This is a genomic window from Streptomyces himalayensis subsp. himalayensis (assembly GCF_013778455.1).
GTDB classification, from domain to species: Bacteria; Actinomycetota; Actinomycetes; order Streptomycetales; family Streptomycetaceae; genus Streptomyces; species Streptomyces himalayensis.
The window spans coordinates 46,794-69,396 of record NZ_JACEHE010000007.1 but is presented as its reverse complement, the minus strand read 5'-3'; the positions used below and the strand labels follow the sequence as shown (position 1 = coordinate 69,396).

The window sequence follows — 22,603 nt, the reverse complement described above, 5'->3', positions numbered from 1 at the left end:
CTTGCTCCGGTCAGGTCAAGGCGCGCGCCCGCTCCTTGGCATCGATTTCCCCCGTTGCCTTCACTGCCGTGCAGGAACAGCAGGTCTGCGGGCCAGCAGGCCTGCGCATACATCCGTCCTGAATTCGGGCAGGACATCGAGTTTGATCACTCATGTTAAGTACGAATGCACGGCATGCGGAAATCACGAATGCAGATGTCCAAAATAGAGAGCGCTGATACGTCGCGGTGAGCTTCTCAGGAGCGGCCACCGCCCGGTCCACACAACTTCACGACTCGCCGAACGGGTGAATCGGAGGTTTCCTGCATCATGTGGCGCTCCGCCCACCAAAGGCGTGCCCTCGCCACCTGAGCGAGCGCCCTCACTCAGCCCGGCGCACCCCTGCACACCGACAGTGCCCTGACCAAGGAGAACCTCGCCCGCGAGGCCCAGGTCAGCCATGCCACGGTCCACCGCGCCGAGGAGATCCTGGCCGAGTGGGACATACGCGTGCCTCGCCCCGTCCGCCGGCCCGCCCCGACCGTGCACGACGCCGAACTCGCCGCGGCGCGGCGTCAGTTGTGCACGGCGAACGGTCGGATCAGCACGCTGGAAGAGCAACTCGATGCGCTCGCCACAGTGACCGCGAACCTCTACCACGAGAACCTCGCCCTGAAGACGCAGGCACGTGTGCGGCGCCAGGGCCAGGTCACCGCCTTGCCCGCGCCCTGCCAGAGGACAGAGTAAGCAGCCAGCGCCGCCGAGCAGCGCGGAGGCAGGTTGTGATGCCTACTCAGACCCTGCTCACTGCTCGAGCCGGTTGACGCGGATCAGCGTCTGCTGGCCGCTGGCCACGAGTCTTGGTGTGGCGTCGTGATGGGCGCCGACCGGCGACCACTTCGACATGGGCGGCAACCTCCTGCGGATCGCCACGATCCTGCCCGTCGTGTTGGTCGGCCGGATCGCGGGTGGAGGTCTCAGACGGAGAACCGGACGTCGGTGAGCTGCTCGGACACGGCCCACAGGCGCTGCTGGACGGCTGTGTCGTGGGACTTCTTGCTGGAGGCGACCACCTTGGGGTATCCGCGGGTTCCGCCCATGCCTTTGGGGCCGTAGAACTGGCCGCCGGTGACGGCGGGATCGGTGGCCGCCCTGAGGGCGGGCAGCGCTCCCATGGCGGCCGACTGGGTGAACAGGGGCTGGATCAGTTCGGCCCCCTTGCGCGCCAGGCCGCGCATGTTCTGATTGAGCTCGGTATCCGCGGCGCCGGGATGCGCGGCGGCGGCGATGGTGGTGTGGTGCGGGGCGAGGCGGCGCTGGAGTTCGTAGGTGAACATCAGGTTGGCCAGCTTGGACTGCCCGTAGGCGACAACCGCGTTGTAGGAGCGATCGAACTGCAGGTCGTCGAAGTGGATGTCGGCCCGGATGCGGTGGCCGAAGCTGCTGACGGTGACCACCCGGGAGCCGGGCACGGGCAGCATCAGGTCCAGCAGCAGGCCGGTGAGCGCGAAGTGCCCGAGGTGGTTGACCCCGAACTGCATGTCGAACCCGTCCTCGGTCTTCGCCGGGGGCGTGTACATCACGCCCGCGTTGTTGATGAGCAGGTCGATCTTCGGATGTGCGGCGTGCAGCTCAGCGGCGGCCTCGCGTACCGATTTGAGGGAGGCGAGGTCCAGGCGCTGGAGGCTGAGCTTGGCGCCCGGGGCGCTCTCCCTGATGCGGGCGAGGGCCTCGCGGCCCTTGTCGAGGTTGCGCACGGCGAGGACGACGTGCGCGCCATGCTCGGCCAGGGCCCGTGCGGTCTGCATCCCGAGGCCGCTGTTGGCGCCGGTGACGACGGCGACCTTGCCGTTCTGGTCGGGGATGTCCTGTTCGGTCCACCGGTTGCTTGTGCTGGCCATGATCAATCTCCATAACGTGAATGATGCTTCACCATGTAGAGTGAAGCATCATTCACCTTTCGTCAAATGGTCCCGGAGGGCTCCATGACCTCACCCCGACCGCTGCGTGCCGACGCGGCCCGCAACCGCGCCCGGATCATGACCGCGGCGCATGAGCAGATCACCGAGCACGGGCCCGAGGTCTCGATGGAGCAGATAGCTGCCGCGGCGGGTGTCGCCGTGGGCACCCTGTACAAGCACTTCCCGAACAAGAACGACCTGGTCACAGCCGTGGTCACCGCCTCGTTCGAAACGCTCGCCGACGACGCCGAAGAGTGCCTGCAACGCGAGAGCCAGGGTTCACCCGCGATGGCGGAACTCACCGGCTTCCTCAGCCGTGTGATGGACACCGTCGCCCACAACCACACCGTCAAAGCAGCCGCATCCGCGCTCGGCGCCGACCACGCAGCCCACCCCGCCATGCAGGAGGTCGAGACCCGCGTCACCCAGGCCCTCGGTCCGCTCATCCGCACCGCACAAGCCCAGGGCGGTCTGCGCGCCGACTTCACCCTCGACGACCTGTACCTGATGCTCTCCACGCTCCCCGCCGACCAGCCACCCACCGCCCGCGCCCGATGGCTCGCCCTCCTGCTCACCGGGCTCACCGCCCGCTGACCGGCCGCGGGGGTACGCCGCCGTCGCGGCCACCGCCGGGACGCCCTCTACGGCCACCTCGCCTGCCGACAGAAGGCGTACCGAGCCCGCCGACGGGCCGCCGAGTGGGGCCGCGAAGCCGTAATGGCCCCGGCCGATGTGACGACTCGCGGAACAGCTTCGGGGCTCTGGCCAGCACAGACGCCTAAGTGGTTGGCGCCGTAAGTCCTTCGGGGGTTGACCTTGAGACCGGGCGCCTGCTTACCCGCTGTCAGTCCTTGGCCCGTGTCTCGCTGGTTCGGTGTTCACTCGGGCTGATGCCGCGCACCTTCTTGAATGTGGCGCTGAGGGCGAAGGCGCTGGAGAAGCCGACCTTGCCGGCCACGGCGCCGACTGTCGCTCCGGGCTCGCGCAGCAGGTCGGCAGCGAGGGCGAGCCGGTGCTCGCGCAGGTAGGTCATCGGGGGCTGGCCGACCAGGGTGGTGAAGCGCCGGGCCAGCGCCGCGCGTGAGACGCCTGTCTTTGCCGCCAGGGCCTCGACTGTCCAGGGGTGGGCGGGGCCGGCGGTCAGCAGCCGTAGCGCCGGTCCGACGACGGGGTCGCCGTGTGCGCGGTACCAGGCGGGGACCTGGGCGCCGGGGCGGGTGAACCAGGAGCGCAGGGCGGTGATGAGCATCAGGTCCAGCATCCGGTCGAGCATGACCTGTCGGCCCGGTTCGGGGCGGGTGATGTCCTCGAACGCTGCCGGGCTGATCGGGCAGGGCCCTTGCCCCGCCCGGACGACGGCGAGTGCGGGCAACGCGGCCAGTAGCTGTCCGGGCACACCGTGGTCCACCGTGTACAGGCCGTTCAGCAGCACCGTGCTGCCGGGGCCCTGGGTGGTGCGTGTGTCCTGTCCGTCCACGGTCGTGCAGCGGCCACCGGGACCGATCACCACGCCCGGCTCGGCGTCCGGGTCGTCCGCGATCATGTACGGGTTGCCGCCGCTGAGTACCGCCACGTCCCCCGGGCCGAGAAGCACCGGCTCACCGTCCTGGGGGAGCACCCAGACGGGGCCTTGCAGTGACACGGCCAATGCGAGTGGCGATCCGTCCTCGAAGCGCACTGCCCAGGTGCCGGAGAGCGTCGACTGGTTGAAGACCGCTCCGACGGTCCGTACCCCGTTCAGTAGCTCGGTCAGCGGGTCCGCTCCGGTGGGAATCTGGGGGGCCATGCAGGCCAGCGTAGACGAATGCGTATGGACGCGAGCGCGGTCGCCATGTCCGCCGTCGGCGGCGGCTGGTTCGCTGGAGGGCATGAGCAACGAGACGATTCTGGTGACCGGCGCCACCGGCAAGACCGGCCGCCGCGTGCTGCGGCAACTGAAGGACCGGGGAGTTCCGGCGCGGGCCGCCTCCCGCTCCGGGGAGGTGCGCTTCGACTGGCGTGATCGCACCACCTGGGAGCCGGCGCTGAGCGGGGTGGGCGGGGTGTATCTGGTCGCTCCTGATCTCGGGAGCGCACAGGCGGCCGACGACATCGCCGCCTTCGCCCGCCAGGCTTTCGAGGCCGGGGTGCGTCGGGCGGTGCTGGTCTCCTTTCCCGACACCGGCGCCCCGGGACTGGAGCACGCGGTGGCGGCCGAGCGGTCGCTGGGCCAGGCGGGCCTGGAGGCCACGGTGCTCCGGCTGCGGTGGTTCTTCCAGAACTTCAGCGAGGACTTCTTGCATGACGCCGTCCTGTCCGGTGACGTGCGGCTGCCAGCCGGAGACGGCACGGAGGCGTTCGTCGATGCCGAGGACATCGCCGCCGTCGCCGTAGCCGCCCTGACCGAGACCGGGCACGCCGGAGCGACCTATGGGCTGAGCGGCCCGCAGGCGATGTCGTTCGCCGACGCGGTCGCACAGATCGCCGACGCGACCGGCCGCGACATCCGCTACACCCCGCTGTCGCCCGAGGAGTACGCCGCCGAGCAGCGTGCGCACGGTGTGCCCGAGGAATGGGTGCAGCTGACCGTCGATCTGTACGCCCAGATCCACGCCGGCACTCTGGCCTCGGTCACCGATGACGTGGAGAAGGTACTCGGCCGTCGGCCCAGGGCCTTCGCCGACTACGCCCGCACCGCCGCCGAAGCAGGAGTCTGGAACACCTGACGTGTCCTGCCTGCAGGTCTCACCTTCCCGGTGAACAGGTGCGCGTGCTCGGGGCGGCCCAGCAGTGCCTTGCAGGATGCCGCCCATGCCCGGGCAGGCGCCTCACCAGTAGTCCTCCTGGACGACGGCTACCCGCCGCCCAGCCGACGGTGCGGGGGCGGCGTATACCGCCGGGCCCGCCACCGAGAACTGCGACGCCGAAGTGCGCTTCCAGTGCGTCCACGACGCGGTGCCTTCTGTCGGTCGGGGAGGGCGGTCCACTTCTCGTGAACGGTTCTCCCGCGTTGCCCCTCGCTTCCGCCCGCCCGATCTTCCTCACCGCCTCCGGGCGTGAGCGATTGAAGAAGATGGCCTACGGCCACAAGACCGAGTACCGGCTGCGGGTGCGCGCGCAGGTCGTCCTGCACGCCGCGCGGGGGCGCTCCAACGCGCGGATCGCACGCGAGGCGGGCCTGCACCTGGACAGGGTGCGTGCTTGGCGTGGCCGGTTCGCCGACGGCGGCCTGCCGGCCCTGGCCGACCGCACGCGCTCCGGGCGTCCCGCCCGCTTCACCCCCGTGCAGGTCACCGAGGCCAAGGCACTGGCTTGCCAGTTGCCCGCCGAGACCGGCCTGCCGCTGGCACGCTGGTCCTGCCCGGAGCTGGCCACCGAGCTGAGCGCACGCGGAATCACCGACAGCGTCTCCGCCTCCACGGTGCGCCGCTGGCTGCGAGAGGACGCGCTCAAGCCCTGGCAGTACCGGTCATGGATCTTCATCCGCGACCCCGACTTCCGCACCAAGGCCCAGCGCGTTCTGGACCTCTACGACCGGACGTTCGAAGGCGCCTCGCTGGGCGAGGACGAGTACGTGCTCTCCAGCGACGAGAAGACCTCCGTCCAGGCCCGCTGCCGTTGCCATCCGACCCTGGCCCCGGGCAGGGCCAGGGCGATGCGCGTCAACCACGAGTACGGCCGTGGCGGCGCCGTGGCCTACCTGGCCGCCTACGACGTCCACCGGGCGCGAGTCTTTGGCCGCTGCGAGGCCACCACCGGCATCGTGCCGTTCATGGCCCTGGTAGAACAGGTGATGACTACCGAGCCCTACGCCAGCGCGAAGCGCGTCTTCTGGATCGTCGACAACGGCTCCTCCCACCGGGGGAAGAAGGCAACTGACCGTCTGACCAAGGCGTTTCCGAACGCGGTCATGGTCCACACCCCCGTCCACGCCTCCTGGACAAACCAGATCGAGATCTTCTTCTCGATCGTGCAGCGCAAGGTCATCTCGCCCAACGACTTCACAGACCTGGCCCAGGTCCGGAACCGGCTCCGAGCATTCGAAGACCGCTACAACGCCACGGCACAGCCGTTCCAGTGGAGGTTCACCACCTCCGACCTGGACGATCTACTGGCCTGGCTCGACCGACATACATCCGCCGACCGACAAGAAGAATCCTCCGTCGCGCTCACAGCTTGATCAACCCTCGAAGGACTTCCGGAGCCAACCACTAAGTCAAGGTGGTGGCGACCTCAACGCGCCGCCGTACGACGTCACTTGTCGTCGGCAGCGTCCGCCTCACGGGCGGGTTCCGCTTCCTTGAGCCGGGTCGCTGCCCAGCTGGCGAGGAGTTTGAGCCGGTCCTCGTCCGGGGTGCCCGGCTCGGCCGTGTAGATGGTCAGCGAATGGACCTCGCTTTGAGAGACGGGCAGGTCCAGTGGCTGGTAGACGAGTTTCAGCGGTCCGGCGTCAGGGTGCTGGAACTGCTTGACCCCGCCGTGGTGGATGCGCACGTCGTGGGCGGCCCACAGGGTGCGGAACTCGGGGCTGGTCGTGGACAGTTCACCGATCAGTTCACGCAGCGCCTTGTCGTGCCGGTAGCGCCCCACCTCGGCACGCAGCAGAGCGACGGTGGCGTGGAGAGCGCCCTCCCAGTCGGCGACGAAGTCGGGGGCACCGCGGTCAAGGAACCAGTACCGGGCAAAGTTCGGACGGCCGCGTTTGTCCGTGGTCTCGCTGTCGAACAGCGGCGCGAACAGGGCGCGGGCCAGCGCGTTGGTGGCGACGATGTCCAGGCGGCCGTTGGTGACGAACGCCGCCGACAGCGTCATGGAGTCGAGCAGCCACTGGACGCGGGGCGGTATGTCGACGGCCTTACGGCGGCCCAGGGTTCGGCTGGGCGGCTGGGCGGCCCTGGCCAGGTCGAACAGGTAGGTGCGTTCGTCCTGGTCCAGCTGCAGCGCGCGGGCGACCGCGTCGAGGACGTCCTCGGACACGCCGGCGATGTGCCCCTTCTCCAGCCGCGTGTACCACTCGGTGCTCACGCCGGCGAGGACGGCGACCTCCTCGCGCCGCAGCCCCGAAACCCGGCGCCGGCCACTGGTGGGCAGCCCGACCTGCTCCGGCGTGATCTTGGCTCGCCGGGTGGCGAGGAAGTCACGGATCTCGGCGCGGTGGTCAGGGAGGCGTTCCATGCCTTCCACGCTACGGGCCCCACCCCAAGGGAAGGGGGTCGAGCTTGTACCCCCGATAAACGCAGCCTGCCGCGCCTGGCGCAGCTGCGGTCTCCTGGAATCGCTCCTCGGTCACGACACGACCAACCACCGCGCCTTTACCTCCGCCGATCGAAATGAGGTCCCTCCATGGAACGCCGCAAAGCGCTCGGACTGATCGCAGCCACCGGAGCCGCCGCCTCCTTCACCGCTGTGCCCTCCTTCGCTGCGGAGGGCGACCGCGCCGCGAGCGCCGTAGGACAAGGCAAGGCCACGGGCGGCTACACCTTCGCGCTGGACAAGAACGTCAAGCGGACCGCGGTGCGGTTCAAGAACCGCTACGGCATCGAGGTCGCCGCAGACCTCTACGTGCCGAAGAACGCCAAGGGCAAGCTGCCCGCTCTGGTGGTCAGCGGCCCGTTCGGAGCGGTCAAGGAACAGTCCTCGGGGCTCTACGCCAACGAGTTCGCCCGCCGCGGCTACGTCACCGTCGCCTTCGACCCCTCCTTCACCGGGGAAAGCGGCGGCACGGTGCGCGACGTCGCCTCGCCCGACATCTACACCGAGGACTACAGCGCCGCCGTCGACTTTCTCGGCCTGTACAAGCTCGTCGACCGCGAGCGGATCGGCGCGCAGGCCGTCTGCGGCCTGAGCGGCATGGCGCTCACCGCCGCGGCGGCCGACAGCCGTATCAAGGCGGTCGCCACGGCCTCGATGTACGACATGTCGCGCAGTATGTCCCGCGGCCACGAGGACTACTACACGCGTGAGCAGCGCCAGAAGGTCGTGGACCACCTCAGCCGCCAGCGCTGGATCGACGCCGAGAACGGCGCCTATGCGCGGCTCTCGCACGAGGTCCCCTTCGACGACAACGGCAACGTCGCCCCCACACACCGCGTCCTGCCCAAGACCCTCCCGGCAGACGCCGACCCGATCACGGCGATCTTCTTCGACTACTACCGCACCGACCGCGGCTACCACCCGCGCTCGATCAACTCCACCACCGCATTCACCGGCACCACGCCGATGCCGTTCTTCGCCTTCCCGCTGACGACGAACATCGACATGCTGGCCCCCCGCAAGGCCCTCCTGGTGGCCGGCGCCGACGCGCACTCCCGCTACTACTCCGAGGACATCCAGGCCAAGACACCCGACAACATCGACCTCGTGATCGTCCCGGGCGCGGACCACGTCGACCTGTATGACCGCAAGGACCTCATCCCCTTCGACCGGCTCGACGAGTTCTTCACCAAGAACCTCGCCTGACCGTGTGTACCCCTGCAGGCAGGCGGCCCGCTGGGGCTGTTCGGTCTCGGCGCCAACCCGGTGCTGATCTCCCTGGGCATCCGCTTCGCCGAGAAGGCCCTCACCCTGGGCGCCGCCCTGACCGACTCGGCGTTCAATCTCGGCACGGCCATCGGCTCCTGGATCGCCGGCCTCGCTCTTGAACCACCCTTGGGCGCCACCAGTCCGGCCCCGTCGGCACAGTGATCGCCGCTCTCACGCTGATCCCCACGATCACCATCGCCCTCACCCAGCGCCACCGGCGCACACCCAGGGCGCACCCTCGGCGAACTAGTCCCATCCAGTGGGCTCGACGGCGTGAGCCCTGCACATCGAGGAAGCCACGGCCCCGCCATGCCTTCCTGAACAGAACCTGCGCCCCACGCGCCAGCACGACAGAGCAAAGGAGACCCCACGATGCGTGGAGTAGTGATGCACACCGCCGGCGACGTCCGGGTGGAAGAGCGCGAGGATCCGAAGATCATCGAGCCGACCGACGCAATTGTGAAGCTGACGGCGACCTGCATCTGCGGCTCGGACCTGTGGCCGTACCGCGGCATCGAGCCCGCCGACCACCAAGTCATGGGGCACGAGTACGTGGGAGTGGTCGAGGAAGTCGGCTCCGCGGTGAAGAACGTCAAGGTGGGCGACTTCGTCGTCGGATCGTTCGTCATCTCCGACAACGCCTGCGAGATCTGCCAGGCCGGGTTCCAGTCCAAGTGCGTGCACGCCGAGTTCGTCGCGCAGACCATCGGCACCCAAGCCGAGAAGGCTCGCATCCCGCACGCCGACGGCACCCTCGTCGCCACCCCGGGGCACCCCGACCCGGAGCTGATCCCGGCCCTCCTTGCCGCCTCCGACGTGCTCGGCACCGGCTGGTACGCCGCCGTCGCCGCCGAGGCAGGCCCCGGCAAGACCGTCGCGGTCGTCGGCGACGGCGCTGTCGGCCTGATGGCCGTCCTGGCCGCCAAGCAGCTCGGCGCGGAGCGCATCATCGCCATGTCACGTCACCCCGAGCGGCAGAAGCTGGCCCGCTACTACGGCGCCACCGACATCGTCGAGGAGCGCGGCGAGGAGGGCATCGCGAAGATCAAGGAGCTGACGAACGGTCTCGGTGCGCACTCGGTCATCGAGGCGGTCGGCACCCAGGAGTCGTTCATGCAGGCCGTCGGTGCCACCCGCGGGGGCGGTCACCTGGGCTACGTGGGCGTGAACACGACGTGTCCATCCCGGGCATCGAGCTGTTCTTCGCCGGTATCCACACCCTGGGCGGGCCGGCCCCGGTGCGCCGGTTCCTGCCCGACCTGATCCAGCTCATCTGGGACCACGAGATCGTCGACCCGGGCAAGGTCTTCGACCTCACCTTGCCCCTCGACCAGGCGGCAGAGGGCTACAAGGCGATGGACGAGCGCCGCGCCACCAAGGTGATGCTCACCCTCTGACCCGCCTGCGCCGAAGGGCCCAGGACGCAGACCACCGTGCTGGAAAGCCCACCGCTTCCGCCGCGCGCTCCAACTTGCCAAGGCGCTCAGCGTGCCGACCACGGCCGTACGCAAACCGGGGTGCCTCAAACCGAACTGGCGGGGACTCCCGCACTCATCGCGAAACGAATCCCCAACACATGCTCATAGCCGACTGCGCGACATCGCTGAGCGGCTCGTCATCACCACCGGCACGAGGAAGGAACCAATACCCCTCACCTGCCGCTGTCACGCGGATACTGAGCGAGCGCGACGAGAAGCCCATCCCCGCGTCCTGGAGGAGACGTTTAGGGCCATGGCAAGGCAAAATCCCTCGGCGCGCTTGAGACAGGCACCCCTCACCCACACCCTCAACCATTCAGCCGCAAGGTCCACACAACAGTCATCTCGCCTGTAACGGCCCCGTCTTCACGCCGTATAGCAATACTGACCGGAAACTCCGGTCGCCCGCCTACGTCGAGCTCGGCAATGACCTCGGCCGCCGGGCGGCCCAGAGTCGCCGTGGCCGTCACCGGGCCCATGGCCAGTTTCTTGTAGCTGATCTCGGCCCGCACGGCGAGCGGTACTGCGCGGGAGAGCTGGTCGCCGAAGGCCGTGAGCACGATGGCGCCGCTGGCGGACTCGGCCAGAGTGAACATGGCGCCCGCATGGGGGCCGCCGATGTGGTTGTGATAGTCCGGCTGGTCCGGAAGCCGGAGCACGGCACGCTCTGGGGTGACCTCGACGAACTCCAGGTTCAGGGTCCGCACCATCGGGACAGCGGCGGCCAGCATGTCGCCCATAGAGGCGCTTTCAGTCGTCATAAGCGAGATGTTACTGGCGAGTAGGCGGGTTGACCAGCCCTTCGCGCCTCACCCTCCGGGCTGGAAGAAGCCCTTCGGGGCACGCACTCGCTCCGCAATCGAAATCTCCAACTCGGCACGGAACGCGGGCGTGTGGGTATGGGTAATTACGCCCCGGCGTGCGGGCCGCCGACGTGGTTGTGGTAGTCGCTCTGGTCCGGCAGGGCCACCACGGCCTTCTCCGGCGTGGTCTCGAGGAACTCGAGGTTCAGCGTGCGGGCCATCGGCACCGTGGCGGCGAGCATCTCGCCGATCGACATCTGGTCTGCGCTCATGAAGCCGAATGTTACCCACGGGTAGGATTTCTTGACCAGGGACTAAGCGGTGCCGGGGAAGTGCGGGTGCGTTCCCGCGCCCGCCGCGGCAGCGGCTTGTGTCAACAGCCGGTGCGTGCTCTCGGCGTGCCGGACGAAGGTCCTCGATGGGGGTCCCTCCCATGCCCTTAAGGCAATGGGGGAGGAGCTACTTGGGCCTTTGGTCGGTGCGGCGAGTGGGGGCACCTCCCACGCCCTTAAGGCAGTGGGGGAGCGTGCCGGGCGGCGTGGGGGCGTGCCTGAACTTCCCCGGGGCCGCTTAGCCCAGGGACGGTTCACTCGACGGTATCCGGCAGTGTCTGCCGGGCACGGCCGGCGACATTCTCCGGCCGTGCCTCCGTATCGGCGCAAAATCCGTTTGGCAAGTCGGCCGGGCGGCGGCGATAGTCCCCCGGTGAAGACTGCCGCCGCCTCCGCCTCTCCGAGACGCTTCCGCCGCCGCCCCGACTGGGCGGGCCGTAACTACACCCTCCTGACAGCCGCAGCGGTCGTGACGAACCTGGGCAGTCAGGGTGCGCTGATCGCGGCGGCCTTCGCGGTCCTCGACACGGGCGGCGACGGCGGCGACGTGGGTCTGGTGGCGGCGGCCCGCACCCTCCCCCTCGTGGTGTTCCTGCTGATCGGCGGGGCCGTCGCGGACCGGCTGCCGCGGCACCGGGTGATGGTCGCCGCCAACGCCCTCAACTTCGTGTCGCAGGGCGCCTTCGCCGTACTCGTCCTCGCCGGGGACCCGCAGCTGTGGCAGATGATGCTCCTGAGCGGGCTCGGCGGCGTCGGCCAGGCCTTCTTCAATCCGGCGGCCGAGGGCATGCTGATGTCGTCGGTCAGCGGGGAGCAGGCCGGCCGCGCGTTCGCCCTCTTCCGCATGGCGATGCAGGGGGCCGGGCTGGGCGGCGCCGCCCTCGGTGGCGCGATGGTCGCGGTGGTCGGGCCGGGCTGGGTGCTCTTGGTGGACGCGGCGGCGTTCGCCGTGGCCGGGGCGCTGCGGTCGTTCCTGGACGTCAGCCACATTCCGCCGCGCGAGCCCGGCGGGGGCATGCTGGCCGATCTGCGGGACGGCTGGCGGGAGTTCATCGGACGGCCGTGGCTGTGGTCGATCGTCGCGCAGTTCTCGGTCGTGGTGGCGGTCGTCGGCGCAGCCGAGTCGGTCTTCGGGCCACTGGTCGCCCGGGACGAACTGGGCGGGGCGGGGCCGTGGGGCCTGGCACTCGGCGCGTTCGGGGCGGGCACCGTCGGGGGTGCGCTGCTGATGATGCGGTGGAAGCCGCGGCGGCTTCTGCTCGCCGGCACGCTGTGCGTGTTCCCGCTCGCCGCGCCGTCCGCGGCGCTCGCCGTGCCGCTGTCCGTGGCGGGGCTGGCCATGGTGATGTTCCTCAGCGGCGTGGCCATCGAGGTGTTCGGCGTGTCCTGGATGACGGCCCTGCACCAGGAGATCCCCGAGGAGAAGCTGTCCCGCGTCTCGGCCTACGACTGGTTCGGCTCGATCGCCATGGTTCCCCTGGCCACGGCCTTGGCGGGCCCGGCGGAGAGCGCCTTCGGCCGTATGGCTTCCCTGTGGGGCTGCGCGGCTCTGGTGGTCCTGGTCACGGCGGCGGTGCTGTTCGTACCGGACGTACGGAATCTGAGGCGGCGTACGGAGGAGGTCGTGCAGGTGGGCGGCCCCGGGACCGTGGCCGACGGCCGGGCCGACGCTGCCGGCGGGGCTTCGGAAGACGTGTCCGAGGGGCGGCTCAACCCACGCGCTTCGGAAGACGTATCGGAAGCACGGCTCAACCCACGCGCGTCGGAAGACGTGTCGGAAGCGCGGCTCAACCCACGCTGAAGGCGCCTGCCGGTGGTTCGGGCGACGCCACCGCGTCCTCGTCGTGCACCGGCGTCGCATCCCCGATGAAGGCGCGCAGTGCGGGCCCGTGTTCGACTCGTGCGGGGAAGGCGTCGGCGGCGGCGCGCCGGGACAGTGCCGCGATGTCGATCGGCTCGTGCGACGCGACGAGCACGGCGTTGCCGAAGCGGCGGCCGCGCAGGACGGCCGGCTCGGCGATCATCACGAGCTCCTCGAAGGCCGCGGAGAACGTGGCGAGTTGGGAGCGGAGGAAGGCGAAGGGCGCGCCGTCGGCGAGGTTCGCCGCGTAGAGGCCACCGGGCCGCAGCACCCGCTCGGCGGCGCGCGCGTAGGCGACCGAGGTGAGGTGCGCCGGGACGCGAGACCCGCCGAACACGTCCCCGACCAGAATGTCCACGGAGTTGGGCGGGGCGCTTTCCAGCCATGCGCGGGCGTCCGCGCCGTGCACCGTGATGTCCGCGCCGTCGGGGAGGGGCAGGTGTTCGGTGACGAGCGCGAGCAGCCCGCGGTCCGCCTCCACGACGTGCTGACGTGAGCCGGGCCGGGTGGCGGCGAGATAGCGGGGCAGGGTGAGCGCGCCGCCGCCGAGATGCAGTGCGTCGAGGGGGCGGCCCGGTTCCGCGGCAGTGTCCAGAACGTGCCCAAGCCGCTGTGCGTACTCGAACTCCAGGTGTTCCGGCTCGTCGAGATCCACGTACGACTGAGGCGCGCCGTCGACGGTCAGCAGCCATGCCCGCTCCCGGTCCACGTCGGGCATCAGCTTGGCGACACCGTGGTCGACGGGGCGGGTGACGGGTATCGGCTCTTCCACGGCTCCATTGTGCGCGCGCCGGCTCCCGCTGCTGTCTCCTACGGCGCGCCGTCTCGGCGGTCCGGCGCACGGACGGGTGGGGCGCGGCCTCGTCCTCGGGGCTCGCAGCCCATCAGGCCGGCGCGACCAGGTCGAGAACGACCAGCGCGTCGCCACCGGCAAGGGCGCCACGCTCGACAAGGCGGGCAAGTGCGCCACGCTCGACAAGGCGATTGAGGCCGCGACCATCGCCGCCGCCGCGCTGAACCTGCCCGAACGGGTGCTCGGCCAACCCGGGGCCATGCGCCCGGGGAACTGGCCTGCTGGGCCGCACGTAGGCCGACCCGGTGGCCGGGGTCCTCGGCGGCCTCGGCGAGGTCGGTGCGGAGCGGGCTCTGACGGCGGTGGAGGCCCGGCACGGCCGCCGTCGCCCGGCGGGCTTGGGCGCCGCGTCCGCGTCGCCGCCGCTGGGCAGAGCACTCACGCGGCCACCGCCCTCCGGGCTCTGGCCCGCGGGGGCCGTGGCCGGGCCGCCGAGGCATCACTAAGCCAATCAGAGGCGCTGCGCGCGCCAGCGGAGTACGTACCGGTGGCTCTCCAACAGCCGCGTCCGCTGGGCCCCCGCGCGAGGCCCGGCGGGATCGGCGCGGACGGATCCGTGGACGAATGCGCGGATCCGCATGGCGTGCCCGTCCCCCGCTCTGAGGACGGGCACACCCGCCAACGGGCTGTCGACTCCCGACTGCCGGGGTCGACTCCGCCCCGCCGGACTGTCGACTTCCGCCCGCCTGACCGTCGGCTCTCATCACCGCCTGACCGTCGGCTCCCCGGCACCCGCCGTCAGACCGCCGCCGGTGCGGCCGCGACCGTGTCCGCGTCGCCGACCGTCGTGACCGTCCCGGCTCCGACCGTGCGTCCACCCTCGCGGATGGCGAAGCCGAGGCCCGGCTCGAGGGGGATCTCGCGGCCCAGCTCGACCGTCATGGTGACGGTGTCGCCGGGGCGGGCGACCGCCGTCTCGCCGAGGTCGACGTCGCCGACCACGTCCGCGGTGCGGATGTAGAACTGCGGCCGGTATCCGGTCGTGACAGGCGTCGTACGGCCGCCCTCGCGCGCCGACAGGACGTATACCTGGGCGGTGAAGCGACGGCTCGGCGTGACACTGCCCGGCGCGGCGACGACGTGGCCGCGGCGCACGGCGTCGCGCGGCACACCGCGCAGCAGCAGCGCCACGTTGTCCCCGGCCTGAGCCTCCGTCATGGGCTTGCCGAAGGTCTCGAGGCCGGTCACCACGGTCTCGGTGTCCGCGCCGAGCACCTGCACGCGGTCGCCGACCCGCACCGTGCCCCGCTCGACGGCGCCGGTGACGACCGTGCCGCGGCCCGTGATGGTGAGGACGTTCTCCACGGGCAGCAGGAACGGCGCGTCCACGTACCGCTCGGGCATCGGGACATATGTGTCCACGGCGTCGAGCAGCGCCTCGATCGCCCCCGTCCACTGCGGGTCGCCCTCCAGCGCACGCAGCCCGGACACCCGCACGACGGGCACGGACTCGCCGCCGTATCCGTGCGCGGACAGCAGCTCACGGACCTCCAGTTCGACGAGGTCCGTCAGCTCCGGGTCGCCCGCGTCGGCCTTGTTCAGGGCGACGACGATGTGGTCGACGCCGACCTGGCGGGCCAGCAGTACGTGCTCCGCGGTCTGCGGCATGATCCCGTCGAGCGCGGAGACGACGAGGATCGCCCCGTCCAGCTGTGCCGCGCCGGTGACCATGTTCTTGACGTAGTCGGCGTGGCCGGGCATGTCGACATGCGCGTAGTGGCGGGTGTCGGTCTCGTACTCGACGTGCGCGATGTTGATGGTGATGCCGCGCTGGGCCTCCTCGGGCGCGCGGTCGATGCGGTCGAAGGGCACGAAGGTGCCGGTGCCGCGCTCGGCCAGCACCTTGGTGATGGCGGCGGTCAGGGTGGTCTTGCCGTGGTCGACATGGCCCATGGTGCCGATGTTGAGGTGCGGTTTGGTGCGTACGTATGCCGTCTTGGACATGGCTGGCTGTGTTCCTCTCCGGAACGCGAAGCGGTGGCCCCAACTCGGCGCGTTGAGCGCGGGGTTGGGACAGGGACCCCAGGGCCTCGCCGACCCTCCCCCTGCGGGGTCCGCCGGACTGTCCGGGAAGGGTCAGCTTCGGGCGCCGTCGAGGGGCGCTGCGGCAGCTGCAACTGCGACGACGGCAGCTGCTGCTGCTGTGACAACGACCGCCGCGGCAACGGCCGCCGCGACTGCGGCAGTTGCCGCGGCGGTGGCGACACCGGCCGCGGCGGGTGCGGCCGCGGCGGTGGCGACGAGGGCAGCCTTCGGCGCGTCCGCGACTGCGGACGGCGCTGCGAGGAAGGCGTGCCGGAACATGTCGCCGATCATCGCTCAGGCGCTAGCGGCACGTCGACCGAATTTCCGCGGGCGGGTGCCCGTGCCACGCTTCCTGTTCACCGGCGACCGCCCTATGAGTGCCCGCTGCAAGGATCGAGTCCACTGCCGGGTACGGTGATGTGCGTTCCCGATCCTGTGGCGCACATGAGACGTACCATACGGCGTTTGCTCACTTTGGTCGGTTAGTCTCCCCGGATGCTCGACCCCGACCCCGCAGCCGACCGACCAGCCGGCCTCGCCACCGCCCGCCACACGGGCCGGGCCGCCGGTGATCCCGCACGACTGGAGACCGACAGCGCGTCGAGCCTGCCCGGCTCGGGCCCGGTGGACAGCTCCCTCGCCGCCGCCCGGCCGACCGCCGTCACCAGCACCCCGCCCGACACCTGGCCCGACCCCACGTATCCGGCAGACCGCGCCGACCCGCGGCCCGACCCCACGGCTCCGGCAGACCGCGCCGAGGCCCAGCCCTACCCCACGTATTCGGCAGACCGCGCCGAGGCCCAGCCCGCCGCTCTCGCCGCCACTCACCCCGCGGCCCCGGCCGCGGTGGGCTCCGGGGACTCCCGGCACGGGACCCCACGACGTACGGCCCTCGACGCCGCCAGGCCCGTCGGCCCGACCCCGCCCACGGTCATGGCCGCACCCGGGCCCGTGGCCCTCACCACGCGCTGCGTCAGGGTGTTGCTGTCCCCGTGGTCGCGGCTGTCCCTGCTCGTGGTGCTGCTCGCGGCCGCGGGGACGACTGTGCTGCTGTTCGAGCCGCACCGGTTGCTGGCCGACGGCTGGCCGCCGAAGGTGAACGGCGCGGCCGCGGTCGTCGTCTTCGCGGTGGCGTACGGCGTGTGCACCATCGCCTTCGTCCCGCGGCCGCTGCTCAACCTGGCGGCGGGCGCCCTGTTCGGCTCCGAGCTGGGGCTCGGCGCCGCGCTCGTGGGAACGGTGATCGGCGCCGGCGCCGCCTTCGGACTCGGGCGTGTGCTGGGGCAGGACGCGCTGCGACCGCTGCTCAGGGCCCGCTGGCTGAAGGCCGCTGACGGTCAGCTGAGCAGGCACGGCTTCCGGTCGATGCTGGCCGCTCGGCTCTTCCCCGGCATCCCGTTCTGGGCCGCGAACTACTGCGCGGCTGTGTCCCGCATGGGCTGGACGCCGTTCCTGCTCGCCACGGCGCTCGGATCGATCCCCAACACGGCTGCGTACGTCGTGGCGGGCGCCCGCGCCTCCACGCCGACGTCGCCCGTCTTCCTGATCGCGATGGGGTTCATCGCGGTGACGGGCCTGGCCGGGGCCGTGGTGGCGTGGTGCAAGCGCCATCGCCTGCGCGGGCGCTGAATGCGGCATTGCCCTGGCGGGCACTGAGGCGCAGTAGGTCAGTAGGCCCTGAGCCGCAGTAGGTAAGTAGGCCCCTGAGCCACAGGAAGGCCTGACCGCAGACGGCCCTGAGCCGCAGGAAAGGATGGCGCGCCGCCAAGGCGTCCCGAGTCGCGCCCGCACCGCCAAGGCGTCCCGAGTCGCGCCCGCACCGCCGCGGACCCGCCGCCGCTGACCGCCACCGCTGACCCGCCGCCGCTGACCGCCACCGCTGACCCGCCGCCGCGCGAACCCATCGCCGCGGACCCACCGCAGAGCCACCAACCCACGAACGGACGAGCGAACCCACACCGCCGAATCCCCGCACCAGCAGATCCGGGATTCAGCGACGACCTGCAGGTCCACGCCCCGGAACCCGCAGGTCGTCCCCGAACCCCGGGACCACCGGAGGTTCCCCCTTCGTCCCCGCACAGCGCATAGTGATCCTGTGGTCATCGCGAGCCCGGAAGAGCGCCGGTCACATGACTGAGAACCGGCCCCTGGGATCTCCGCAGGCTCCGGCGCGGACGGCGACGGAGTTGCCGGAGGCCGCCCGGATGCGGGTGCTCACGCAACTCGGCGACGAGCACACCGGCGTCGAGGTGCTGAGGCTGGTGCTGCACCATGCCGTGGCCGATCTCGGTGGGCTGGGCGGCATGGTCCATCTGCAGCGGGTTCCCGGCGAGAGCGACCGACTGGACCTGGTGACGGTGACCGGGTTGCCCCGCGAGGTCACGAAGGCATGGGAGATCGTCACCCGGCAGGACCAGACCGTCCCAGCGCGAGCCCTGCGCGAGGGCACTTTCGTCTGGCTTCCGGCGCTCCGCGACGCGGAGGACGCCGACCCCTTCCCCGGCGGTACGGGGATGGCGGCCGTGCCGCTGCCGGCGCCGGGCGGCCCGTTCGGAGTCCTGTCGGTCGTCACCACCGCGCCCGGCCCCCCTTCGGCCGTACAACGTGCGTTCCTGGAAACGGTCGCCGGGTGGGTGTCCGAGCGGCTGCGGAATCCCGGCCCGCCCACGGCGCGCACGGTGGACCCGGCCTGGTCCGGCGACGAGAAGGAGTGGACACATCCGCGGTTCCAGCAGGCGCTGAGGACGGCCCAGGTCGGTACGTGGGACCTGGATCTGCGTACCGGGCGGCTGAACTGGGACGAGATGACGATGCAGCTCTTCGGCTTCGACCCGGAGATCTTCCACGGGCGGCTCGACACGTTCATGGAACTCCTGCACCCCGAAGACCTGTCCCGGGTGCAGGCCGACCTGCGGGAAGCCATCGAGAAACGCGGCTACTCGGCCACGGAGTACCGGGTCTGCCGCCCCGACGGCACAGTCCGCTGGGTAGAGGCGCGCGGCCAGGTGCTGCTCGGCGAGGACGGCGAGCCGGCGGTCATGGCCGGCACGCTCTGGGACACCACCAACCAGCGGATCGCCATGGACTCCGTGGGACGCGCCCTGCGGCACATGAGCGACGCGTTCCTGGCGATGGGCGAGGACCTGCGCATCGTGTATGTGAACCTGCAGGCCGAGCGGCTGCTCGGCCCTTGGCAGAGCCTCATCGGGAAGCTGCTGTGGGCGCTCCCGGGCATTCCGGTCGCATGGCTGGAGGAACGCTGCCGGCAGGCCGTCGCCGACAGGGTCCCGACCGGGTTCGACGTCCTGTGGCCGACCGACCATCGCTGGTATCACATGCGCCTGGTCCCGGTGCCGGACGGCCTGACGGTCTACTTCACCGACGTGACCGACAAGCGGCTGGCGGAGGAGCGGCGCATGGCGGCCGAGCGCGCTGCCGCCGAGCGCACCGCACGCGTCGGGCAGCTCAACGCCGCGCTCGCCCAAGCGGTCAGCGTGCAGGATGTGGTGACGGCCGTCGCGGAGCGGGTGCTGCCCCCGTTCCGCGCCGACGGGCTGGTCGTCCAAATGGTGGAGGGCGACTCCCTGCGGGTCGTGGGAGGCGTCGGATACGGCAGGGAGTTCCTGTTCAAAGTCCCCGACCGGATCCGTCTCAGGGAGACGACGCCGAACAATGACGCCATCCTTGCCGGCGCTCCGCAGTACATCTCCTCCAGGACGGAGATGCGCCATCGGTATCCGCACTTCGCCGAGGCCGCCTTCGAGGGCGGGAAGCACGCGTGGGCCTTCCTGCCCCTGATCGTCTCCGGGCAGCCCATCGGCTGCTGTGTGATCTCCTTTCCCCAGCCGCGCCGGTTCGGCGACGAGGACAGAGCCCTGCTGACCGCGCTCAGCGGACTCGTCGCCCAGGCGCTGGAGCGGGCCAGGCTGTACGACGCGGAGCACGTCCGCGCGCAGGAGCTGCAGCGCGGTCTGCTGCCCCAGGAGCTGCCCTCGCTGCCCGCCGTCACGGTGGCCGCACGCTATCTCCCGGCCACCGCGGGGCTGGACGTGGGCGGCGACTGGTACGACGTGATACCGCTGTCGGCCGACCGGGTCTGCCTGGTGATCGGCGACGTGATGGGCCACGGGTTGTCCGAGGCCGCCACCATGGGGCGCCTGCGGACCGCCGTCCACACCCTGGCCGGTCTCGAGCTGCCCCCCGACGAGGTGCTGTCCCACCTCAACGACGTGGTCAGCGATCTGGGCGTCGACTTCTACGCCACTTGTCTGTACGTCGTCTACGACCCCGTCAGCCGCGTCTGCACCTTCGGCTGCGCGGGACACCCGCCCCCGGCCCTCGTCCATCCGGACGGCAGTGTGCACTTCCCCGCACTGGCGACGGACCCGCCGCTCGGCGCGGCGACGCCGCCCTTCGAGACGACCGAGGTGACGGTGCCGGACGGGAGTTTGCTGGTCATGTACACCGACGGCCTCGTGGAGTCGGCGCACCGCGACATCGACAGCGGCATGAGCCATCTCTCCCGCGTCCTCGCCACCGCCACCGCCGCCCCGCCCCCCGAAGGGTTCGACCGGACCGCCGTACATCCGTCACGCGAGGCGCTGCACCTTGAGCAGCTGTGCGACACGCTCACCTCGGCTCTCGTCCCCGCCCAGGAGCAGACCAGCGATGACACCGCCCTGCTGGTGGCCCGCACGCATGCCCTGCCGGACGGTGACGTGGCGTCGTGGTGGCTGCCGGAGGCCCCGATAGCCGCCGGCCAGGCGAGGGACCATGTCCGGCAGCAGCTCACCGACTGGCGCCTCGACGGCCTTGTCGACACCACGGAACTGCTCGCCAGCGAACTGGTCGGCAACGTGGTCCGGCATGCGAGAGGCCCCATCCAGCTGCGGTTGCTGAAGAGCCGTTCCCTGATCTGCGAGGTCACCGACGGCAGTCCGACCACGCCCCGCATCCGCCGCGCCCGGGACACCGACGAGGGCGGCCGCGGCCTGCAACTGATCGCGGCGCTCTCACAGCGCTGGGGCACGCGCTATTTCGCGAAGGGCAAGAGCATCTGGACGGAGCAGCCTCTGCCGTGACTGCCGGTCAGCCCTGCCTGTGGCCGGCCTTGCCTCCGGGCCAGTCCTACGTGCCTGCGGGAGCGTCCTACGTGCCTGCCGGCCAGTCCTACGTGCCTGCCGGCCACATGCCTGTCGGCCAGTCCTACGTGCCTGCCGGCCTACGTGCCTGTCGGCCAGTCCTACGTGCCTGTCGGCCTACGTGCCTGCCGGCCTACGTGCCTGCTGGCAGTCCCACGTGCCACCTGCCTGTCGGAGGTCGTGCGTGCCTGTGCGGCCGCCCGTCCGTTGGTCAGTCCTGTTCGCCGGGGGTCTCCGCCGGTGTCTTGCCCTCCATCACCTGCTGCAGTCGCTGACTGCCCAGTTTCGCGGCCTGTTCGGTGGCGTTCCGCTCCGCGCCCTGCAGCCCGCCGTTGGTGAAGGTGATGCCGTTCGGGCCCATGAGCACGGCCGCGGAGTCGAGGGTGAGGGTGGCGTCGACGCCCTCCACCTTCGTGGTCAGCGTCGTGTGCAGGCCGATGTGGTCGTCCCCGGCGTCCGGCAGCGCGAACTCGATGACCTGCACGGTGGCGTCCGTGTCGTCGGGGCCCACCTTGGCCGTGAACTGGTCGCAGGTCTGGGGCAGCTTCTTCAGCCAGTCCATCTCCTTCTGCACGTCGGCCGCGTTCTCGTACGCCGCGACCTTGTAGTCCAGGTACGACTCGTTCGCGTTGTCGTAGAACACACGGGAGGCGTCCGTCGAGGTCTCCTCGCCCAGCAGATCGCCGTCCTCCAGCCGGTCGAGGAACTTCTGGCAGTCCTCGCTGCCCTCCGCCTCGCCCTCGAGCAGCCCGTCGTGGGCGGCGTCCTCGTCGGTCTGCTCCCACGGCGACCCGAGGTCGGAGGCGCCGATCAGGGCGGTCTCCGCCTGGGCCTCAGTGAGCGGGGAGGGCGTCGGGGTCGGTGCGGCCACAACCGAGGCCTCACTCGCGCCCGAGCACGCCGCCGTCGCCATCAGGGCCGTTGTGGCCAGCGCCGTCGCCAGGCCATGGGATACGCGGGCTGCGTGGGTCATCTCGGGTGCCTCCTCCGTGCGCGGTGTCTGCTCCCAACCCACCACCGGCTGCCGGTGCCCACCACCGCGCGGGTCCGTACGAGTGGTGGCCGTGCCCGCCCGATCGGGTGGCAGCCGCCGGTCAGGAGGCGCGCCTCGTGCGGTGCACCGAGCCCCGTACCGCAGGATCCCGGGCATGCTGCCCGGGTTCCTCGCCAAGGTGGTCGAGTCGCTGCTCGGCCGGGAAGGCCGCTCGCTCCATCTCAAGGCGGCGGGCGGTGCGACCGTGGTGCTGGCCGTCACCATGCTCATGGGCTCCTGGGCTGTGGTTGCCGCCGAGCGGGGCGCTCCGGGGGCCGGCATCACGACGTATCCGAAGGCCCTGTGGTGGTCCGTGGAGACGGCGACGACCGTGGGCTACGGCGACCTGTATCCGGTGACCCTGGGGGGCCGGATCGTCGCCACCGTCGTCATGGCCGTCGGCATCACGACGTACGGGATGGTGACCGCCGCGATCGCCACCTGGTTCGTGGGGCGGGAGCAGAAGCGGCAGGGTCACCTCAGGGCGGCGGCCGAGGCCGCCGAACGCGCCGCACACCGCATGTGCGACGAGACCGCCCTGGCTCTGCACGAGCGCTTCGACCGCCTGGAACGCGCGCTCGCCCGGCATGACGGCGGCGGAGGCGGGCACGGCTGAGGCCGGGGCACGAATGACCT

Annotated in this window: 20 protein-coding genes and 1 pseudogene; 11 read left to right on the top strand and 10 right to left on the bottom strand. The window is 70.8% G+C overall.

Annotated elements, in window-relative coordinates; translation table 11 throughout:
* Positions 1-489: 489 nt before the first annotated feature.
* Complete coding sequence (locus H1D24_RS13710; RefSeq protein WP_181657774.1) at positions 490-726, top strand: hypothetical protein; 237 nt, start codon at positions 490-492, stop codon at positions 724-726.
* A gap of 230 nt (positions 727-956) precedes the next feature.
* On the opposite strand, the gene H1D24_RS13705 is transcribed toward H1D24_RS13710, so the two are convergent.
* The gene (locus H1D24_RS13705; RefSeq protein ID WP_181657772.1) at positions 957-1,880 is read right to left on the bottom strand and encodes an SDR family NAD(P)-dependent oxidoreductase; all 924 of its coding nucleotides are present in this window, start codon (positions 1,878-1,880) and stop codon (positions 957-959) included.
* Between the two features lie 84 nt (positions 1,881-1,964).
* Here H1D24_RS13705 and H1D24_RS13700 point away from each other — a divergent pair, with 84 nt between their 5' ends.
* A complete protein-coding gene (locus tag H1D24_RS13700) occupies positions 1,965-2,534 on the top strand; it encodes a TetR/AcrR family transcriptional regulator (protein ID WP_258564055.1) in 570 nt (189 codons plus the stop codon).
* 250 nt (positions 2,535-2,784) lie between these two features.
* Here H1D24_RS13700 and H1D24_RS13695 read toward each other — a convergent pair whose 3' ends face one another.
* Positions 2,785-3,726 (bottom strand): AraC family transcriptional regulator, encoded by a 942-nt coding sequence (locus H1D24_RS13695; protein ID WP_181657770.1) that lies wholly within the window; start codon positions 3,724-3,726, stop codon positions 2,785-2,787.
* Between the two features lie 82 nt (positions 3,727-3,808).
* Between H1D24_RS13695 and H1D24_RS13690 the strand changes: the two genes are divergently transcribed.
* Together H1D24_RS13690 and H1D24_RS13685 are read left to right on the top strand one after the other, a co-directional pair.
* The gene (locus H1D24_RS13690) at positions 3,809-4,645 is read left to right on the top strand and encodes an NmrA family NAD(P)-binding protein (RefSeq protein ID WP_181657768.1); all 837 of its coding nucleotides are present in this window, start codon (positions 3,809-3,811) and stop codon (positions 4,643-4,645) included.
* A 284-nt stretch (positions 4,646-4,929) separates the two neighbouring features.
* Positions 4,930-6,099, top strand: coding sequence for an IS630 family transposase (locus tag H1D24_RS13685; protein WP_258564054.1), 1,170 nt, complete (start codon positions 4,930-4,932; stop codon positions 6,097-6,099).
* Positions 6,100-6,173: 74 nt separating this feature from the next.
* Here H1D24_RS13685 and H1D24_RS13680 read toward each other — a convergent pair whose 3' ends face one another.
* A complete protein-coding gene (locus H1D24_RS13680; protein WP_181658024.1) occupies positions 6,174-7,178 on the bottom strand; it encodes a helix-turn-helix transcriptional regulator in 1,005 nt (334 codons plus the stop codon).
* A gap of 84 nt (positions 7,179-7,262) precedes the next feature.
* Between H1D24_RS13680 and H1D24_RS13675 the strand changes: the two genes are divergently transcribed.
* The 3 genes and pseudogenes from H1D24_RS13675 (at position 7,263) to H1D24_RS13665 (ending at position 9,838) form a co-directional block, all read left to right on the top strand.
* On the top strand, positions 7,263-8,378 hold the full coding sequence (locus tag H1D24_RS13675; protein ID WP_181657766.1) for an alpha/beta hydrolase: 1,116 nt from the start codon (positions 7,263-7,265) through the stop codon (positions 8,376-8,378).
* Between the two features lie 60 nt (positions 8,379-8,438).
* Positions 8,439-8,603 carry a hypothetical protein gene (locus tag H1D24_RS13670; RefSeq protein WP_181657765.1) on the top strand — a complete coding sequence of 55 codons (165 nt, stop codon included), beginning with the start codon at positions 8,439-8,441 and terminating at the stop codon, positions 8,601-8,603.
* A 210-nt stretch (positions 8,604-8,813) separates the two neighbouring features.
* Positions 8,814-9,838 (top strand): annotated as a pseudogene (locus tag H1D24_RS13665) (zinc-dependent alcohol dehydrogenase family protein).
* A gap of 389 nt (positions 9,839-10,227) precedes the next feature.
* On the opposite strand, the gene H1D24_RS13660 reads toward H1D24_RS13665, so the two are convergent.
* Together H1D24_RS13660 and H1D24_RS13655 are read right to left on the bottom strand one after the other, a co-directional pair.
* Positions 10,228-10,680 (bottom strand): DUF4442 domain-containing protein, encoded by a 453-nt coding sequence (locus H1D24_RS13660; RefSeq protein ID WP_181657764.1) that lies wholly within the window; start codon positions 10,678-10,680, stop codon positions 10,228-10,230.
* A gap of 146 nt (positions 10,681-10,826) precedes the next feature.
* Positions 10,827-10,994, bottom strand: coding sequence for a DUF4442 domain-containing protein (locus H1D24_RS13655; protein WP_374064232.1), 168 nt, complete (start codon positions 10,992-10,994; stop codon positions 10,827-10,829).
* A 433-nt stretch (positions 10,995-11,427) separates the two neighbouring features.
* Between H1D24_RS13655 and H1D24_RS13650 the strand changes: the two genes are divergently transcribed.
* Complete coding sequence (locus H1D24_RS13650; protein ID WP_309484300.1) at positions 11,428-12,855, top strand: MFS transporter; 1,428 nt, start codon at positions 11,428-11,430, stop codon at positions 12,853-12,855.
* Here H1D24_RS13650 and H1D24_RS13645 read toward each other — a convergent pair.
* The 4 genes from H1D24_RS13645 to H1D24_RS13630 form a co-directional block, all read right to left on the bottom strand.
* Positions 12,842-13,687, bottom strand: a complete 846-nt coding sequence (locus tag H1D24_RS13645) for a spermidine synthase (protein ID WP_181657760.1) — start codon at positions 13,685-13,687, stop codon at positions 12,842-12,844. The genes H1D24_RS13650 and H1D24_RS13645 overlap by 14 nt on opposite strands.
* 112 nt (positions 13,688-13,799) lie before the next feature.
* Complete coding sequence (locus H1D24_RS13640; protein ID WP_181657758.1) at positions 13,800-13,958, bottom strand: hypothetical protein; 159 nt, start codon at positions 13,956-13,958, stop codon at positions 13,800-13,802.
* Positions 13,959-14,506: 548 nt separating this feature from the next.
* Entirely contained in the window at positions 14,507-15,712 is a 1,206-nt protein-coding gene (gene tuf, locus H1D24_RS13635; protein WP_181657757.1) for an elongation factor Tu, read from the bottom strand.
* Between the two features lie 132 nt (positions 15,713-15,844).
* A complete protein-coding gene (locus H1D24_RS13630) occupies positions 15,845-16,084 on the bottom strand; it encodes a hypothetical protein (RefSeq protein WP_181657755.1) in 240 nt (79 codons plus the stop codon).
* A 642-nt stretch (positions 16,085-16,726) separates the two neighbouring features.
* On the opposite strand from H1D24_RS13630, the gene H1D24_RS13625 reads away from it, so the two are divergent.
* The gene (locus H1D24_RS13625; RefSeq protein ID WP_181658023.1) at positions 16,727-17,422 is read left to right on the top strand and encodes a TVP38/TMEM64 family protein; all 696 of its coding nucleotides are present in this window, start codon (positions 16,727-16,729) and stop codon (positions 17,420-17,422) included.
* A gap of 500 nt (positions 17,423-17,922) precedes the next feature.
* Entirely contained in the window at positions 17,923-20,874 is a 2,952-nt protein-coding gene (locus H1D24_RS13620) for a SpoIIE family protein phosphatase (protein WP_258564053.1), read from the top strand.
* Between the two features lie 271 nt (positions 20,875-21,145).
* On the opposite strand, the gene H1D24_RS13615 is transcribed toward H1D24_RS13620, so the two are convergent.
* Positions 21,146-21,907, bottom strand: coding sequence for a hypothetical protein (locus H1D24_RS13615; protein WP_181657754.1), 762 nt, complete (start codon positions 21,905-21,907; stop codon positions 21,146-21,148).
* A 175-nt stretch (positions 21,908-22,082) separates the two neighbouring features.
* Here H1D24_RS13615 and H1D24_RS13610 point away from each other — a divergent pair, with 175 nt between their 5' ends.
* Positions 22,083-22,583: a potassium channel family protein gene (locus H1D24_RS13610; protein ID WP_220136707.1), complete on the top strand. Its 501-nt coding sequence runs from the start codon at positions 22,083-22,085 to the stop codon at positions 22,581-22,583.
* Positions 22,584-22,603 lie beyond the last annotated feature (20 nt).

Coding starts and splice junctions, on each gene's coding strand:
- H1D24_RS13690 (WP_181657768.1), top strand. CDS start 3,809: ATGAGCAACGAGACGATTCTGGTGACCGGCGCCACCGGCAAGACCGGC.
- H1D24_RS13660 (WP_181657764.1), bottom strand. CDS start 10,680: ATGACGACTGAAAGCGCCTCTATGGGCGACATGCTGGCCGCCGCTGTC.
- H1D24_RS13625 (WP_181658023.1), top strand. CDS start 16,727: ATGGCCGCACCCGGGCCCGTGGCCCTCACCACGCGCTGCGTCAGGGTG.
- H1D24_RS13630 (WP_181657755.1), bottom strand. CDS start 16,084: ATGATCGGCGACATGTTCCGGCACGCCTTCCTCGCAGCGCCGTCCGCA.
- H1D24_RS13675 (WP_181657766.1), top strand. CDS start 7,263: ATGGAACGCCGCAAAGCGCTCGGACTGATCGCAGCCACCGGAGCCGCC.
- H1D24_RS13615 (WP_181657754.1), bottom strand. CDS start 21,907: ATGACCCACGCAGCCCGCGTATCCCATGGCCTGGCGACGGCGCTGGCC.
- H1D24_RS13700 (WP_258564055.1), top strand. CDS start 1,965: ATGACCTCACCCCGACCGCTGCGTGCCGACGCGGCCCGCAACCGCGCC.
- H1D24_RS13610 (WP_220136707.1), top strand. CDS start 22,083: ATGCTGCCCGGGTTCCTCGCCAAGGTGGTCGAGTCGCTGCTCGGCCGG.
- H1D24_RS13655 (WP_374064232.1), bottom strand. CDS start 10,994: ATGAGCGCAGACCAGATGTCGATCGGCGAGATGCTCGCCGCCACGGTG.
- tuf (WP_181657757.1), bottom strand. CDS start 15,712: ATGTCCAAGACGGCATACGTACGCACCAAACCGCACCTCAACATCGGC.
- H1D24_RS13620 (WP_258564053.1), top strand. CDS start 17,923: ATGACTGAGAACCGGCCCCTGGGATCTCCGCAGGCTCCGGCGCGGACG.
- H1D24_RS13705 (WP_181657772.1), bottom strand. CDS start 1,880: ATGGCCAGCACAAGCAACCGGTGGACCGAACAGGACATCCCCGACCAG.
- H1D24_RS13695 (WP_181657770.1), bottom strand. CDS start 3,726: ATGGCCCCCCAGATTCCCACCGGAGCGGACCCGCTGACCGAGCTACTG.